14 protein-coding genes and 1 pseudogene are annotated in these 15,762 nt (G+C 66.5%); 5 read left to right on the top strand and 10 right to left on the bottom strand.

All coding sequences use genetic code 11. From position 1 onward, the window contains the following. Positions 1-214: pseudogene (locus tag ASF72_RS06100) on the top strand (protealysin inhibitor emfourin); the annotation flags it as partial. 9 nt (positions 215-223) lie between these two features. Here ASF72_RS06100 and ASF72_RS06095 read toward each other — a convergent pair. Further along, positions 224-1,192 carry a GlxA family transcriptional regulator gene (locus tag ASF72_RS06095; protein WP_050686824.1) on the bottom strand — a complete coding sequence of 323 codons (969 nt, stop codon included), beginning with the start codon at positions 1,190-1,192 and terminating at the stop codon, positions 224-226. Between the two features lie 81 nt (positions 1,193-1,273). Between ASF72_RS06095 and ASF72_RS20695 the strand changes: the two genes are divergently transcribed. Next, a complete protein-coding gene (locus ASF72_RS20695) occupies positions 1,274-1,441 on the top strand; it encodes a hypothetical protein (protein ID WP_164468841.1) in 168 nt (55 codons plus the stop codon). A 60-nt stretch (positions 1,442-1,501) separates the two neighbouring features. Continuing rightward, positions 1,502-5,446: an ATP-dependent RNA helicase HrpA gene (gene hrpA, locus ASF72_RS06090; protein ID WP_056597238.1), complete on the top strand. Its 3,945-nt coding sequence runs from the start codon at positions 1,502-1,504 to the stop codon at positions 5,444-5,446. On the opposite strand, the gene ASF72_RS06085 is transcribed toward hrpA, so the two are convergent. The 3 genes from ASF72_RS06085 to ASF72_RS06075 are packed head-to-tail and all read right to left on the bottom strand — an operon-like array spanning position 5,443 to position 7,906. Beyond that, entirely contained in the window at positions 5,443-5,877 is a 435-nt protein-coding gene (locus ASF72_RS06085; protein WP_050686826.1) for an HIT family protein, read from the bottom strand. The genes hrpA and ASF72_RS06085 overlap by 4 nt on opposite strands. Then, on the bottom strand, positions 5,874-7,013 hold the full coding sequence (locus ASF72_RS06080; RefSeq protein ID WP_056597236.1) for an NAD(P)-dependent alcohol dehydrogenase: 1,140 nt from the start codon (positions 7,011-7,013) through the stop codon (positions 5,874-5,876). Before ASF72_RS06080 ends, ASF72_RS06085 begins: the two co-directional genes overlap by 4 nt. After that, positions 7,010-7,906: a sulfurtransferase gene (locus ASF72_RS06075; RefSeq protein ID WP_056597234.1), complete on the bottom strand. Its 897-nt coding sequence runs from the start codon at positions 7,904-7,906 to the stop codon at positions 7,010-7,012. The genes ASF72_RS06080 and ASF72_RS06075 overlap by 4 nt, the downstream gene beginning before the upstream one ends. Before the next feature lie 72 nt (positions 7,907-7,978). Here ASF72_RS06075 and ASF72_RS06070 point away from each other — a divergent pair, with 72 nt between their 5' ends. After that, entirely contained in the window at positions 7,979-9,085 is a 1,107-nt protein-coding gene (locus ASF72_RS06070; protein ID WP_050686832.1) for a PLP-dependent cysteine synthase family protein, read from the top strand. Here the strand turns inward: ASF72_RS06070 and ASF72_RS06065 are convergent. Beyond that, positions 9,082-9,738, bottom strand: coding sequence for an MBL fold metallo-hydrolase (locus ASF72_RS06065; RefSeq protein ID WP_050686834.1), 657 nt, complete (start codon positions 9,736-9,738; stop codon positions 9,082-9,084). The genes ASF72_RS06070 and ASF72_RS06065 overlap by 4 nt on opposite strands. A 95-nt stretch (positions 9,739-9,833) precedes the next feature. Between ASF72_RS06065 and ASF72_RS06060 the strand changes: the two genes are divergently transcribed. Next, on the top strand, positions 9,834-10,301 hold the full coding sequence (locus ASF72_RS06060; RefSeq protein ID WP_056597232.1) for a Fur family transcriptional regulator: 468 nt from the start codon (positions 9,834-9,836) through the stop codon (positions 10,299-10,301). A gap of 17 nt (positions 10,302-10,318) precedes the next feature. On the opposite strand, the gene ASF72_RS06055 is transcribed toward ASF72_RS06060, so the two are convergent. From ASF72_RS06055 to ASF72_RS06035, 5 genes are all read right to left on the bottom strand, one after another. Continuing rightward, entirely contained in the window at positions 10,319-11,194 is an 876-nt protein-coding gene (locus ASF72_RS06055; protein ID WP_056597230.1) for a metal ABC transporter permease, read from the bottom strand. Then, positions 11,194-12,009, bottom strand: coding sequence for a metal ABC transporter ATP-binding protein (locus ASF72_RS06050; protein ID WP_050686840.1), 816 nt, complete (start codon positions 12,007-12,009; stop codon positions 11,194-11,196). The genes ASF72_RS06055 and ASF72_RS06050 overlap by 1 nt, the downstream gene beginning before the upstream one ends. Beyond that, positions 12,010-12,990: a metal ABC transporter solute-binding protein, Zn/Mn family gene (locus tag ASF72_RS06045; RefSeq protein ID WP_056597227.1), complete on the bottom strand. Its 981-nt coding sequence runs from the start codon at positions 12,988-12,990 to the stop codon at positions 12,010-12,012. Between the two features lie 102 nt (positions 12,991-13,092). After that, positions 13,093-14,163, bottom strand: a complete 1,071-nt coding sequence (locus tag ASF72_RS06040) for a hemolysin family protein (protein WP_050685657.1) — start codon at positions 14,161-14,163, stop codon at positions 13,093-13,095. Continuing rightward, complete coding sequence (locus tag ASF72_RS06035) at positions 14,160-15,494, bottom strand: hemolysin family protein (protein WP_050685656.1); 1,335 nt, start codon at positions 15,492-15,494, stop codon at positions 14,160-14,162. Before ASF72_RS06035 ends, ASF72_RS06040 begins: the two co-directional genes overlap by 4 nt. Positions 15,495-15,762 lie beyond the last annotated feature (268 nt).

Raw genomic sequence — 15,762 nt, 5'->3', positions numbered from 1 at the left:
ATGCCCCTGGGACGCAGTGCCCAGGACCACGCGCGCGGCAGCGCAGGCGTTTTCAGACGCCGTGCCTGACCGTTTCATTTACTCCATCCGCGCCGGCCAGCGGCGTGCGGCCCTGCCGGAACGGGCGGTTACCGGCCCGTGGCGGATCCTGGTGGACAGCGCCCGGGCCGCCGCCGAAGAAGCCCGCGCCGAGCCGGGTACCGACCCCGCCTGAGCGGTCCGCTCAGCCCACGCCTGCCAGCTGGCCGCGGAACGCCCGCCGGTAGGACTGCGGACTGGTATCGAGGACCTTGGCGAAGTGGTGCCGCAGCAGCACCGGGTGGCCAAAACCGGATTGCCTGGCCACCTCGTCGATGTTCAGGTCCGTTGACTCAAGCAGCTCCTGCGCACGGAGCACACGCTGGGAATTCAGCCAGGCAGCGGGCGTCGCGCCCGTTTCCGAGCGGAACCGGCGGGCAAAGGTACGGGCGGACATGTGCACCTGGGCGGCAAGGTCGTTGACGGAGTGTTCCCGGTCCAGGTTGCCCACCATCCAGCGCAGGAGTTCGGCCATGGGTGCCGAGCCGCAGGTGGGGATGGGCCGCTCGATGAACTGGGCCTGGCCGCCGTCCCGGTGTGGCGGTACCACCATGTCCCGGGCGATCGCGGCGGCCACCTGGGCCCCGAGTTCCACCCGGACAAGATGCAGGCAGGCATCGATTCCCGCAGCCGTGCCGGCAGAGGAAATGATGTTCCCGTCCTGGACGTAGAGCACGTTTTCGTCCACCTCAACGCCGGGATAGGAGGTGGCCAGCTCCTGCGAATGCCGCCAATGCGTGGTGGACCGCCGGTCCGCCAGCAGCCCTGCCCTGGCAAGCGCGAACACAGCCGAGCAGATCGACATCACCCAGGCGCCCCTCTTATCTGCGGCGCGCAGGGCCGCGAGCACCGGCTCCGGCAGTTCCGCGTCCCCGCCATAAGGGGTCATGATGACGAGGTCGGCGTCCAGGGTGGCGTCCAGGCCAAGCTCCACATTCATGGAAAGCCCGGATTCGAGTGTCACGCTGCCCGGGACGGGCGTGCACACCCGGAAATCGAAAGCGGGAACGCCGTTGCCCCGCCGGGACCGGTCGATGCCGAACACCTCGCAGGCGGTGCCGAACTCGAACATCGAAACGTTAGACACCACAATGACTGCCACTGTTTTGAGCATATTTCCAGTGTGGCAGTAATTTACGCTTTTTGGTCGTTTCTGCCACTGTTTTTGCTGCCGGCCCGGGATCACGATGAAGACATGGAAATCTTCGTCAGCATCCTCATCGTTTCTGTCCTCCTGGTCGTGGCAGCCACGGTTGCCGCGATCCTCCACGACGGTCGTGGTCACTTGCCCCGCATCGACTCCCGCCTGGACTGGTCAGCCTTGGAACTGCCCAGTTCCAGCCACACCAGCCGCCTCTTCTGACGTCCGGGGTCCGGACCGGCCCCTGGGCGGCCCGGCTGCGGCAGTAGACTGTCAGCAGCCATGACTTTTCATATTTCCTATCCCGCCGAGCTGCCGGTTTCCGAGCGCCGCGACGACCTGATGGCCGCCATTGCCGCCAACCAGGTGACAATCATTGCCGGCGAGACCGGTTCCGGAAAGACCACCCAGATCCCCAAAATGTGCCTTGAACTGGGCCTGGGCGAGAACGGCCTGATCGGCCATACCCAGCCCCGGCGGCTGGCGGCACGCACGGTGGCCGAACGCATTGCGGAGGAACTGGGCGTGGACATCGGCCAGGAAGTGGGCTTCCAGGTCCGCTTCACCGGTGAAGTCAGCCGCAACACCAAGGTCAAGCTGATGACGGACGGCATCCTGCTGGCCGAGATCCAGCGCGACAAGCTGCTGCGCAAATACAACGCGATCATCATCGATGAAGCGCATGAGCGCAGCCTGAACATCGACTTCATCCTGGGCTACCTGCGGCGGATCCTGCCGCAGCGCCCGGACCTGAAGGTCATCATCACCTCCGCCACCATTGATCCAGAGCGGTTCGCCAACCATTTCGGCACGCCGGAGCAGCCGGCACCGATCATCGAGGTCTCCGGCCGGACCTTCCCGGTGGAAATCCGCTACCGGCCGCTCTCGCAGCCCAAGGACGACCAGGACGAGGGCTCGGACGATGAACTCGAGGAGGACCGGGACCCGCTGGACGCGGTCTGCGACGCTGTGGACGAACTGGCTTCCGAGGCCCCCGGCGACATCCTGGTGTTCTTCTCCGGTGAACGCGAAATCCGGGACGCTGCAGAAGCGCTGCAGGCCCGGATCCAGTCCAACCGCAGGCTGGCGGGCACCGAGGTCCTGCCACTGTTTGCCCGGCTGAGCCTGCAGGAACAGCACAAGGTGTTCCACCCGGGTTCCAAACGCCGCATTGTCCTGGCCACCAACGTGGCGGAAACCTCGCTGACAGTGCCAGGCATCAAGTACGTGATCGACACGGGCACCGCCCGCATCTCCCGCTACTCGCACCGCACCAAAGTCCAGCGGCTGCCCATCGAACGGGTTTCGCAGGCATCCGCCAACCAGCGTTCGGGCCGGTGCGGCCGTGTGTCGGACGGCATCGCCATCAGGCTGTACTCGGAGGAGGACTTCGAGTCCCGCCCCCTCTTCACCGATCCTGAGATCCTGCGCACCAACCTTGCCGCGGTCATTTTGCAGATGACCGCCATGGGTGTGGCACGCGGGCCCAAGGACGTTGAAGAGTTTCCCTTCGTGGAGCCGCCCGAGTCGCGGGCCATCAACGACGGCGTCACCCTGCTCCGCGAACTCGGCGCCCTGGCAGCGGCGCAGCCGGCCGGCGCAAAGGGCGGTGCAAAGGGCGGCGGGCTGACCGCCGTCGGGCACCAGCTGGCGCAGTTGCCGGTGGATCCCCGCCTGGGCAGGATGATTGTGGAGGCCGGCAAACGTGGCTGCGTCCGCGAAGTCATGATCCTGGCAGCCGCGCTCACCATCCAGGACCCGCGGGAACGGCCCACCGACAAGCAGCAGCTCGCGGCCGAAAAGCACAACCGGTTCAAGGACGAGAATTCGGATTTCACCGGGTTCCTGAACCTCTGGAATTACCTGCAGGAGAAGCAGCAGGAGCTCTCCTCCTCAGCATTCCGGCGCCTGTGCCGCAACGAGTTCATCAACTACCTGCGCGTCCGCGAGTGGCAGGACCTCTTCGCGCAGCTGCGCCAGCTGGCCCGCCCCCTGGGCATCAGCCTGGACAACAATCGCGAGGTGGATCCCGTGGGCAACCACGAAGGCATCCACATCAGCCTGCTGTCCGGCCTGCTGAGCCACATCGGCATCCTGGACGAACGCAAGCGCGAATACGCGGGCGCCCGGGGCAGCCGGTTCGCGATTTTCCCCGGGTCTGCGCTGTTCAAGAAGTCCCCCACGTTCGTGATGGCCGCCGAGCTGGTGGAGACCAGCCGCCTCTGGGCACGCGTGGCAGCCCGCTTTGATCCGCTGTGGGCGGAACAGGTGGCACCGGACCTGGTGAAGCGCAGCTACAGCGAGCCGCACTGGTCCACCAGGCAGGGCTCGGTGATGGCCTACGAAAAGGTCACCCTCTACGGGGTACCGATCATCGCCCAGCGGAAGATCAACTACGGCCGGGTGGATCCGGTCCTGGCCCGCGAGCTGTTCATCCGCCATGCGCTGGTGGAAGGCGACTGGAAAACCCAGCACAAGTTCTTCCACCGCAACCGGGCCCTCCTGCACGAGGTGGAGGAACTGGAAGCGCGGATGCGCCGCCGGGACCTCATGGTGGATGACGAGACGCTTTTTGAGTTCTACGACGCGCGGATCGGCGCTGAGGTGGTCTCCGAACGGCACTTCGACAAGTGGTGGAAGGACGCCCGCCGGGAGCAGCCGGACCTGCTGGACTATGACAAGTCGTTGCTGATCAGCAACGACGCCGATGACCTGGACGATTCCGCCTACCCCAAGTCCTGGCTGCACAAGGGATTCGACCTGCCGCTGAGCTACGAGTTCCACCCGGTGGCTCCCGGTTCTGCGCCCAACCCGTCCGACGGCGTGACGGCAGAAGTGCCGGTCCTTTTCCTGAACCAGCTCGACGACGCCCCCTTCCGGTGGCTTATTCCGGGCCAACGTGTGGAGCTGGTAACGGCCCTGATCAAGTCGCTGCCCAAGCAGGTCCGGAAAAACTTCGTGCCTGCTCCTGACGTCGCCCGCCAAACGGTAGCCGTCCTCGAAGCCGACTTCGACCCGGCGGCGGATGACCTCGAAGCCTCCCTCGAACTGGCCCTCCGGCGGCTCCGCGGTGCTGTCATCCCGCCGGGATCGTGGAACTGGGACGCCGTTCCCCCTCACCTGCGCGTGAGCTTCAAGGTGGTGGACAGCAAAGGCAAGGTGCTGGAGGAGGGCAAGGACCTGCCGGCGCTCCAGGAACGGCTGGCACCGGCCACCCGGCGTGCCATCGCCGAGTCCCTCGGCGCCACCCCTGCGACAACCGGTCCTGCCGCCGGGGGAAAGGTCAAACGCAACGGCACAGGGCCCGACGCCGGCACAGCCGCTGCCGGGGGGCGGGGGCAGGTGCCCGGCGGCTTCGCCGAACAGACCGGATTGGTTGAGTGGTCGGTGGGGACCCTCCAGCAGCAGGTCAGCAGCATGGTCAAAGGCCACACTGTAACTGGCTTTCCCGCCCTGGTGGACCAGGGGACGTCAGTGTCCCTCCGCGTGTTCCAGACTCCGGCCGAGCAGCAGGCTGCCATGCGGGGCGGCGTCATCAGGTTGCTGGCCCTGCGCGTCCCGGCACCCGACCGCTACGTCCTCGAACACTTGAGCAACACCGAGAAGCTCACGTTCAGCCAGAACCCGCACGGCTCGGTCACGGCGCTGATCGCAGACTGCGCCCTGGCAGCCATCGACAAGCTGGTCCCCGCCCAGCTGCCGTGGGACCGGGCAGCCTTCGACGCGCTGTATGAGACCGTGCGGGCCGAGCTGATCGACACCGTCTTCAGCGTCACGTCCGTGGTGGAACGGATCCTGGCCAGCGCCCGCCGGATCGAGAAGCAGCTGAAGGGCACCACCAGCCTGGCCCTCATCAGCGCCCTCAATGACATCCGGAGCCAGCTGGAGAACCTGGTCCATCCCGGCTTTGTGGCACGCACGGGCTACTCCCAGCTCAGCCAGCTCCCGCGCTACCTGGCTGCGATCGAGAAACGCCTGGAACGCCTCCCGGGCAACGTGCAGCGGGATGCGCTGGGGATGGCTGCGGTCCAGCGGCTGGAGGACGATTACGACGACACCGTGTCCGCCCTCCTGCCGGGCCGGCGCGCCGGGCACGAATTAACCCAGGTGCGCTGGATGATCGAGGAACTGCGGGTCAGCCTGTTTGCGGTGGAGCTGGGTACCGCCTACTCCGTCTCGGAAAAACGCATCCGTGCCGTGCTCAACAAGGCACTCGCCCCGGCTTAGCCCGGTTCCCCCGGCACCGCGGCGCCGTACCCGGCGTCGCGGAGGCCCTGGCGGAGTTTCGCCGCGTGCCCATCCAGTGCCACCGGATCCGGGTTCTGGTCCACGGAGCCGAAGTCGTAGTCCGCCATGCTGCGGGACGGCCACACATGGACGTGGAGGTGGTTGATCTCGTAACCGGCCACCAGCAGGCCGGCCCGGGGGGCGCCGAAGAGGTCCACCTGGACCGCACCAATGCGGCGCGCAACCTCCATGACCCGGGCCAGGGTTTCCGGTGACGCGTCGGTCCACCGGTCCACTTCTTCGGTGGGGACCACCAGGGTGTGGCCGTCTGCAAGCGGCCCGGTGGTGAGGAAGGCGGCGACATCGGCTTCGCGCCAGACGAAGCGGCCCGGAATCTCGCCGTTGATGATTTTGGTGAACAGCGTGCTCACGCGTCTGCCTCCTTGGCGGGTGCCTGCAGGGTGCTGGTGTCCAGCACAAACCGGTATTTCACGTCGCCGGCCACCATCCGGTGGTAGGCCTCATTCAGCTGGTCCGCGCCCACCAGTTCGATGTCCGCCACCACGCCGTGTTCGGCGCAGAAGTCCAGCATCTCCTGGGTTTCGGCGATTCCGCCGATCAGGGAGCCGGCATAGGCAATCCGGCGGCGGATGAGCGCGCCCGGGTTGACCGGCGGCATGGCCTCGGACGGCAGGCCCAGCTGGAACAGGGCCCCGTCCACGCGCAGCGTCCGGAAGAAGGGGTTCAGGTCGTGGGGTGCGGCCACGGTGTCGATGATCAGGTCGATGGTACGGTCCGCCGCAGCCATTGCGGCAGGGTCCCGCGACAGGACCACGTCGTCCGCGCCGAGCTCCAGGGCTGCGGGCGCCTTGGCTTCGGAGGTGGTGAAAACCACCACCTTTGCGCCCATGGCCTTGGCCAGTTTGACGGCCATGTGACCCAGTCCGCCGAGGCCCACAACACCCACCACGTCGCCCTCTTCGACGTCGAAATGGCGGAGCGGGGAAAAAGTGGTGACACCAGCGCACAGCAGCGGGGCCACGGCGGCCGGATCCAGCGATTCCGGCACCCGCAGCACGTAGCGCCGGTCCACCACCACAGAGGTGGCATAGCCGCCCTGCGTGACGGTGTCCCCGTTGCGCCGGTCCTTGGCTCCATAGGTGCCGGTCATGCCGTTTTCGCAGTATTGCTCCAGGCCGTCCAGGCAGCTGCCGCATTCCCGGCACGAGTCCACCATGCACCCCACCCCCACACGGTCGCCGGCCGCGAAGTCCGTAACGTCGGCGCCGACGCGGCTGACGGTGCCCACGATCTCGTGGCCGGGAACCAGCGGATAGGACTGGTTGCCCCACTCCCCCCGGGTGGCGTGCACATCGGAATGGCACAGCCCGCAGTACTCGATGGCGATTTCGACGTCGTCCGCCTTGGGCGCCCGCCGCGCAACGGTGAGCGGGACCAGGCCGCTGTCCCCCGACGTGGCGCCATAGGCGGCGGCCAGCACGCCGCCGTCGGCAACGGGGTTGATGGTTTGGGCGAGGGGCGGGGGTACGGGGCGTCCTGGGGTCATAGTGCGACGCTACCCCCGCGGCCGCCCACGTTGCCAGTTGGCTGCCGTTCCGACCCGTCCGGTTCCGGGCCGGTGGCCACGGGAAGGTCCGGCCGGTTGGACCATTCCGAGAATGATCCCGGATACAGGGCAGCGCTGAAGCCGGCCAGTTCCAGGGCCGCCACCTGGTGTGCTGCGGTAACACCGGAGCCGCAGTAGACAGCCACCGGCACGCCGTCCCGCGCGCCCAGCGCCTCGAACCGGCGGCGCAGGTCCGCGGCCGGCAGGAAGAGCCCGTTGGCCGCCAAGTTCGCCGCCGCCGGCGCACTGACGGCCCCGGGGATGTGGCCGGCGCGCGGGTCGACGGGTTCCACATCACCGCGGTAGCGTTCCCCGGCCCGCGCATCCAGGAGCAGGCCGCGGTCAGGCCACTCCGCAGCCGCAGCGGCGTCCAGGACGGGCATTGCATCCGCCGCAAGGTCAATGTCGCCCGGTTCCGGTACCACCGGACCGGCGGCGAGCGGGAGCCCCGCCGCGCGCCAGGCGGCCAGGCCGCCGTCGAGCAGGAAAACGGTGGCAATCCCGGCGTCCCGAAGCAGCCACCACAAGCGGGCCGCGGCCATGTTGCCGCTGTCGTCGTACGCCACCACCACGTCCCCGGACCGCAGGCCCCAACCCCTGACGGCGTCCTGGAATGCCCGCGCCTCCGGCAGCGGGTGCCGGCCCCGGCCTTCCGCTGCCGGATCGGCAAGCTCGGCGGCGAGGTCCACAAATACCGCACCCGGCAGGTGCTCGGCCAGGTAGTGGTCACGGCCGTGGGGGTCGCCCAGCGCCCAGCGCACATCGAGGAGGACCGTCCGCTCACCGGCGGCAAGGCGGCCGGCCAGCCGGTCCACATCCATCAGGGGTTCCATGGGGCTCCTTCGGTGCTTTGACGTTCGGTTCCAACTCTAAAGGGCGGGCCGCGCCGCAGGTAGGCTGGTGCGGTGAAGATCGAGCAGGGCAGCGCCCCGGACCACGGCAGCAGGAAAAGCAGCGACCGGGAATGGGCGGACGCGGCCATCCGGAAGATCGCGGCGGAAAACAACCGCTCCGCCGATACCCACCTCTACTCGGTCCCGCTGCCGGAACACTGGGGCATCGGTCTGTACCTCAAGGACGAGTCCACCCACCGTTCCGGCAGCCTGAAGCACCGGCTGGCCCGGTCCCTGTTCCTATTCGGCCTGGTGAACGGCTGGATCCGGTCCGACACCACCATCGTTGAAGCCTCCAGTGGCAGCACCGCCGTGTCCGAGGCTTATTTCGCCCAGCTCCTGGAGCTCCCGTTCATCGCCGTAATGGCACGCAGCACCAGCGCAGAGAAAATCGCCCTGATCGAGCAGTTCGGGGGCTCCTGCCTGCTGGTGGACCACGCCGCGGAGGTCTACGCCACTGCTGAGGAAGTGGCGGCCACCTGCAACGGCCACTACATGGACCAGTTCACCTACGCCGAACGGGCCACCGATTGGCGTGGGAACAACAACATCGCCGAGTCCATCTTCGGCCAGCTCCGGCTCGAGGAACATCCGGTGCCGGACTGGATCGTGGTGGGCGCCGGGACCGGCGGCACCAGCGCCACCATCGGTCGGTACCTCCGCTACAACAACCATTCCACGCAGCTGCTGGTGGTGGACCCGGAAAACTCGGCGTTCCTCCCCGGCTGGCGGGGCGCCGCCGATCCCGCCGGGTTGCCGTCCCGCATCGAAGGAATCGGCCGCGCCAGGATGGAACCCAGCTTTGTGCCGTCCGTGATCGATGCCATGATCCAGGTCCCGGACGCGGCATCCGTCGCCGCGATGCGGCACCTGCGGACCCTAACGGGGTTCGCCGCCGGGCCCTCCACCGGAACCAACCTCTGGGGAGTCTGGCAGACGGTGGCCGGGATGCTCGCGGCAGGCCGCACCGGCAGCGTTGTCACCCTGATGTGTGACGGCGGCGAACGCTACGCGGGCAACTACTACAACCCTGCCTGGCTGGCGGCCCAGGGCCTGGACCCGGCGCCCCACGAAGCCATCCTCGCAGAGTTCTTCGAGACGGGCGCCTGGCCGGTTTAGGCCTCCACCGACTCGCCCGGCTCAAGGTGCGTGTAGGTGACGCCGTATTTCGCGCCGAGCCGCTGTACCTGCGTCTCCACGATCTTCAGGCCGGCAGCGTTGAGCAGCCCGTCGTGGATCTGGTACACCTGCGGAGCCCGGACACCGATCACGAAGTCCACCACCTCGGACATTTTGGACCAGGGCGCGTGCAGCGGCACCAGCAGCGTCTTGACGCTGATCCCGTCCGGGATGATGAAGGAATCCCCCGGGTGGTAGACGTTCCCGTCCACCAGGTAGCCGATGTTGGCCACCACCGGAATCTGGGGGTGGATCAGGGCGTGCTGGCCGCCGAAACTGCTGATGGCAAAGCCTGCTGCTTCAAAGGTGCTGCCGGGATCCACCGTGTGGATGGCTCCGGCGGCGCCGGGTGCTTCGGCGCGCAGTTTCTCCGCCACTCCCGCCGGGGCGTGGACAGCCGGGGCGCCAGGGCCGTTGAGCACCTCAACCACTGCCGCCATATCAATATGGTCAGGGTGTTCGTGGGTCACCAGGATAGCTTCGGCGCCGGCCAGCGCCTGGTCGGTCTCGGAGAACGTGCCGGGATCAAGGACCAGCACCCGGCCGTCCTTTTCGAGCCGGACACAGGCGTGCGTATATTTCGTCAGCTTCATCCGGCCAGCCTAGGGTCCGGTCAGCACCCTGTCCACGACGCCGCGGCTGGTAATCTTTAGCGTTGCACCCATCCCCACGGAAAGGCAGTCCCTCCATGCCGTTCGGAGCCCAGGCTGACGCCACCACCCCGCCGCCGCCGCCGGCCAGTGGGGGCAAGGAACAACGCGTGACCAAACAGCGTAAGGCGGTCAGCGCCGCCCTGGACACGCTCAGTGATTTTGTCAGCACGCAGGAGCTGTACCGGATCCTGCAGAACCAGGGCGATTCGGTCTCGCTGGCCACCGCCTACCGGATCCTGCAGTCCCTCGCTGACGAGGGCCTCGTGGATGTGCTCCGCAACGGCGACGGCGAAGCGGTGTACCGCCGCTGCGCGGTCACCGGCCACCACCACCACCTGCTGTGCCGCAACTGCGGCAAGGCTGTGGAGGTGGAGGCCCCGGCCGTTGAAACCTGGGCCACCCGGACCGCAGCGGTGCACGGCTATACGGAAGTGGCCCACACGGTGGAAATCTTTGGGCTGTGCCCGGACTGCACCAGCCTCAAGGCCGCCGGCCTGCTGTAGCACGACCCGGCAGCAATTCAGGCGCTCTGCAGTACGCGGCCGTTGAGCCCCCTGCGGGCCCGGAAAGCGCCGATCCCCCGGCACACGGCATAAATCAGGAACGACAGCGTGGTCACGTAGGGGCTGATGGGGATCCGGCCGCCCAGCGCCAGCAGGATCCCGCCCACGGTGGCCACCACCGCGAACGCCACGCTCAGCAGCACCACGGCCACCGGGCTTGAGGTCACCCGCAAGGCCGCGGCCGCAGGGGTGATCAGCAGGGCGAGGACCAACAAGGCACCCACCACCTGGATGGACAAGGCAACGCTGATGCCCAGCAGCACCATAAACACCAGTGCCAGTGTCCTGACGGGAACACCGCGGGCCTCCGCCAGCTCGGGGTCCACACTGGCGAAGTTCAGCGGACGCCAGATCGCAAAAAGCGCCAGCATCACCACCACGGCGGTCCCGGCCAGGGCCTGCAGCTGGACGGTGTCCACGGACACGATCTGGCCGGTCAGCAAACCGAATTTATTGGCGGCACGGCCCTCGTACAGCGAGAGGAACAGGATGCCCAGCCCCAGGCCGAACGGCATGATGACGCCGATGATTGAGTTTTTGTCCCGGGCACGGACCCCCATCAGGCCCAGGAGCAGCGCGGCGGCGACGGAGCCGATCAGCGAACCGAAAACCACGTCCGTACCGATCAGCAGCGCGAAGGCTGCCCCGGCGAAGGACAGTTCGGAGATGCCGTGCACTGCAAAGGCCAGGTCGCGCTTCATCACAAACGTTCCCACCAGCCCGCCCAGGAGGCCCAGGACGGCACCGGCCCAGATGGAGTTCTGGACCAGGACCAGCAGTTCGCCGTAGTTTTCAAAGCTGAAGATGGCTCCGAGGATGCTGTCGAGGTCCATCAGGCGGCATCCCCTGCCAGTTCCCGGCCGGCACTGTGATGGTGCGTGGTGGCATCCGGGAGCCCCACCACCACGATCCTGCCGTTGGCATGAATCACTTCGACGTGGCTGCCGTAGAGGTCGGAAAGTACCTCGGTGGTCATGACCTCCTCGGGGGCGCCCACCCGGAACCGGCCGCCGGCCAGGTACAGGACGCGGTCCACATAGTCGATCACGGGGTTGATTTCGTGGGTCACAAACACTACTGCGCTGTTCTTTTTATGGCACTGCTTGTTGATCAGCGCGCTCACGGCCTGCTGGTGGTGCAGGTCAAGGGAAAGCAATGGCTCGTCGCAGAGCAGCACCTGCGGGTCCGTGGCGAGGGCCTGGGCCACGCGGAGCCGTTGCTGCTCGCCGCCGGAGAGCTGGCCGACGGGTACCTTGGCGTATTCCGTGGCCCCGACAAGTTCCAGGAGCTCGTCAATCCGGCGGTTCACTTTGGCTGCGGAGAAACGGAATCCCCAGCGGTGGCCGTCCACGCCCAGGCCAACCAGGTCCCGGGCACGCATGGGAACATCCGGGGCGAAGGATTTCTGCTGCGGGATGTAGCCGATCAGGTTGCTGCCGCGCTCCACGGGGTGACCGCCAAGGGTGGCCGTTCCGTGATGCAGGTCCTGAAGGCCCAGCAGGACCTTGAGGAAGCTGGTTTTGCCGCTTCCATTCGGACCCAGGACAGCAAAGAACTCCCCGGGCCTGATATCCAGGTCCAGGTCCTCCCAAAGCGCCCGCTGACCGAACTTGAGGGAGGCGCCGGTGAGGCTGACCGCGGGTTTCAACTATTTATTCTCCAGAATTTTGCTGATCTTCTCCACATTGTCCGTCATCCACTGCAGGTACGTCTTGCCCTCAGGCAGCGTCTCGTTGAAGTCAACGACCGGTACGCCTGCGGATTCGGCTGCCTTCTTCAGGGCTTCGGTTTGCGGGCCCTCGGTCTGCTCATTGTAGGCAAGGAGCAGGACCGTCTTGGCTGACACCAGGTCAGTCGCCGCCTTGAGAACAGCGGGCGGAACGTCCGTGCCTTCCTCGATGGCGGCCGTGTACTCCTCGGGGGTGGCGTTTTCCAAGCCTGCATCCGCCAGGAGGTAGAGCGGCACAGGTTCGGTGACGGCAACCTGCTTGCCGGCACCGGCGCCCTTGAGGGCGTCGAGGCTGCCGTGGAGTTTTTCCACAGCGGATTTGAAGGATGCGGCATTGGCCTCGAACGTGGCTGCCGAACCGGGGTCCAGTTCGGTGAGCCGTGCAACAATGCTGTCCGCGAGTTTCTCCATGGCAGGCAGGCTGTACCAGACGTGTTCGTTGAAGGCGCCGTGGTCGTGGTCATGGTCTTCGGCGTCGGCTGCGCCGCCTGCCGTGGCCTCCGCCGTCGCGTCGCCGTGATCGTCCAGTCCGGAGATGTCCACGGCGTTCAGGATGTTGCCGTCGGCAAGGCTGCTGTCCTTGGTCAGGGTTGTGACGAAGTCGTCGTAGCCGCCACCGTTTTCGATCACCAGGTCTGCTTTGGAAACCGCCAGCCTGTCCTGTGCCGTGGCCTCGTAGGAGTGCGGGTCCTGGCTGGTTTTGTTGATGATGGCCGTGACGCTGACGGCGTCCCCACCGATGGCCTGGGCGATATCCCCGTAGACGTTGGTGGAGGCCACCACGGAAATCCCGTCCGCCGCAGACTCGGTCGCAGCCTGCGGCGCGGCGCAGCCCGCCAGCAGGAGGCCAAGGCCGGCAAAGGCGGCGAGGGAAGTGTGGGCAGCGGCAGGACGGCGCACGAAAAAACCTTCAATCAGGAGGAGAGGACAACCCGTCCAGCGTATACCTAAATAGGAATGATTCCTATTTAGGTATACGCTGCGGACGCCGGGCGGGGCCGGTCAGGCCCCGTTGGGCTGGCCCAACCGGCGGATGCCCGTTGCCTGCGTGGCATCACGGATCTGGCCCACGAGCTGTTCAATCACATCCTCAAGGAACAGGACACCCCTGGTGTTCCCGTCGGGGCCGATCACGCGGGCCAGGTGCGACCCGGTGCGCTGCATAACGGACATCGCCTTTTCGATCTCGTCGTCGAGGGCCAGGTTGGCCAACGACCTGACCCGGCTTTCGGCGATGGCTTCGCCGTACGCCGACTCGGGGATGGAGAGCACATCTTTTACGTGCAGGTAGCCGTAAAGCAGGTCTTCGTCGTCCAGCATGGGGAACCGGGAGAACCCGGTCCTGCTGACAGCCTTCTCGAACTCCACGGGGGTGGTGGCTGCTTTAAGCATCACCAGTTCACCCAGCGGCACCATGATGTCCTGCGCCGTGTGTTCGGAGAACTCCAGTGCCCCGGTGATGAGGCCGGCGTCGTCATCCACCAGCCCATGGCGGGTGGACTCCTGGACGATCGACTGCACCTCCTCAAGGGTGAAGGAGGACGTCACCTCATCCTTGGGCTCGATCCGGAGCAGCTTCAGGATGTGGTTGGCGGACCAGTTGAGGACCGAGATGACGGGATTGACCAGCCGGGCAATAAACATCAGCGGCGGCGCCAGGAACAGGGCTGCCTTGTCCGCGGCGGAAACGGAAATGTTTTTGGGCACCATCTCGCCGAAGGTCACGTGCAGGAACGTCACCAGCATCAGCGCCACCACAAACGCGGCAACGTCAGCGACCTCCATGGGAACGCCCAGCGTCTCCATGGGCACCGCCAGCAGGTGGTGGATGGCCGGTTCGGCCACCAGCAGGATCAGCAGGGAGCACACGGTGATGCCCAGCTGGGCGCAGGCGAGCATCAGCGAGACATTCTCCATGGCCTTCAGGGTGGTCTGCGCCCGTTTGGAACCTGCCTCGGCCAGCGGTTCGATCTGGCTGCGGCGGGCTGACATCACGGCAAATTCAGCGGCCACAAAAAAGGCGTTGCCAAGCAGCAGGACAGCCAGCCAAAGTATTCCGGCCCAGTCGCTCATGCCTGGTTCCTGTCGTTGGTGGTCTCTTCGGGATCCGGGGCGGCCGGCCGGAAGCAGATCCGGTCGATCCTGCGCCCGTCCATCCTGGTGACGCTCAGGACGCCGCCACCCACGGGCACGGTGTCTCCCACGGTGGCAATCCGGCCCAGCTCGCTCATCACGTAACCGCCAACAGTTTCGTAGGCTGCTTCGTCAGGGACGGTCAGCCCGGGGACCTGTTCGGAAAGTTCATCGGGCCGGAGCAGGCCCGGGAAGTACCAGTCCCCCGATGCGCTCTGCAGCAGACCGGGGCGGACCTTGTCGTGCTCGTCGGCCACCTCCCCCACGATTTCCTCCACGAGGTCCTCGAGGGTGGCGATGCCGGCTGTGCCGCCGTATTCGTCCAGGACCACTGCCAGTTGAAGGTTCCCCTCGCGCAGTTCGGCGAGGAGCGCGTCGAGATGGATGGTCTCGGGTACCCGCAACACCTCGGTCATGATGGCACCGGCTTCGAGTTTGTGCCGCCGGTCCCAGGGCACTGCCACGGCTTTTTTGACGTGGACCAGGCCCCTGATGTCATCCGCCGAATCGCCGATCACCGGAAACCGGGAGTACCCGGTCCGGCGCGCGGCGTCCACAATGTCAGAGACGGGCTGGCTGGCGTCGATGGTTTCCACCCGGATCCGGGGCGTCATAACATCCGCCGCCGTCCGCGTGGAAAAGTTCAGGGTGCGGGCAACGAAGTTTGCCGTCCCGGCGTCGAGCGTTCCCATGGCCGCCGAGCGGCGCACCAGGGAGGCAAGCTCCGAGGGGGTGCGGGCGCCGGAGATTTCCTCCTTGGCCTCGAGCCCGAAAACGTTGAGGACTTTGTTGGAGAATCCGTTGAGCACCACAATCGCCGGCTTGAACACGGCCGTGAACATCAGTTGCGGACGGGCCAGGGCCTTGCCCACCTGGAAGGAGAGCGCAATGGCCATGTTCTTGGGCACCAGTTCGCCCAGCAGCATGGACAGCAGGGTGGCAAGCACCATGGCCAGGGCCAGCGAAATGGAGGCCACGGCAACGTCGGGAAGTCCGACGGCGGCCAGCGGGCCTTCCAGGAGTTTGCCCACCGATGGTTCCATCACGTAGCCCGTGAGGAGCGTCGTGAGGGTGATGCCCAGCTGGCAGCTGGAGAGCTGCGTCGACAGCGATTTCAGGCACGCAAGAAGGGGCACGGCGCCGGTGTCGCCGTTGTCAACGGCGCGCTGGACGGTGGGCTGGTCCAGGGCGATCAGGGAAAACTCGACGGCGACAAAGAACCCGGTCCCGGCGATCAGCAGCAAGCCTGCTGCAAGGAAAATCCATTCCACTCAGCATCCCGCCCGGCGGGCCTGCGTAGCGCGGCAAAACCGCGAAGCCCTGGGCCGGAACAACGGCCTGGCCGGAGGGGGATGGTCAGCTGTTGCCGACCTGCCCTGGCGGGTCCCGGACGGCTGCTGGGCCGCTGGGGAATGGGAACGTGTTCGGGGTTTGCCGGCTCTGCGGGTGGACTGCGCGGTGCTGCTCTTAATGCTCCGCTGACAGCCCCCAGGCCGGCACCTAGATTTACTGTCCATAAGGGCTTCAGTCTACAGGAGC

The organism is Arthrobacter sp. Leaf141 (genome assembly GCF_001424565.1).
Classification (GTDB): Bacteria; Actinomycetota; Actinomycetes; order Actinomycetales; family Micrococcaceae; genus Arthrobacter.
Note: the sequence above shows the minus strand (reverse complement) of the source record. Positions and strands in the feature narration are given on the sequence as shown.

Excerpts from the sequence above, each read along its gene's own strand:
- ASF72_RS06095 (WP_050686824.1), bottom strand. The coding sequence starts at position 1,192 with ATGCTCAAAACAGTGGCAGTCATTGTGGTGTCTAACGTTTCGATGTTC.
- ASF72_RS20695 (WP_164468841.1), top strand. The coding sequence starts at position 1,274 with ATGGAAATCTTCGTCAGCATCCTCATCGTTTCTGTCCTCCTGGTCGTG.
- hrpA (WP_056597238.1), top strand. The coding sequence starts at position 1,502 with ATGACTTTTCATATTTCCTATCCCGCCGAGCTGCCGGTTTCCGAGCGC.
- ASF72_RS06080 (WP_056597236.1), bottom strand. The coding sequence starts at position 7,013 with ATGACCCCAGGACGCCCCGTACCCCCGCCCCTCGCCCAAACCATCAAC.
- ASF72_RS06075 (WP_056597234.1), bottom strand. The coding sequence starts at position 7,906 with ATGGAACCCCTGATGGATGTGGACCGGCTGGCCGGCCGCCTTGCCGCC.
- ASF72_RS06065 (WP_050686834.1), bottom strand. The coding sequence starts at position 9,738 with ATGAAGCTGACGAAATATACGCACGCCTGTGTCCGGCTCGAAAAGGAC.
- ASF72_RS06060 (WP_056597232.1), top strand. The coding sequence starts at position 9,834 with ATGCCGTTCGGAGCCCAGGCTGACGCCACCACCCCGCCGCCGCCGCCG.
- ASF72_RS06055 (WP_056597230.1), bottom strand. The coding sequence starts at position 11,194 with ATGGACCTCGACAGCATCCTCGGAGCCATCTTCAGCTTTGAAAACTAC.
- ASF72_RS06040 (WP_050685657.1), bottom strand. The coding sequence starts at position 14,163 with ATGAGCGACTGGGCCGGAATACTTTGGCTGGCTGTCCTGCTGCTTGGC.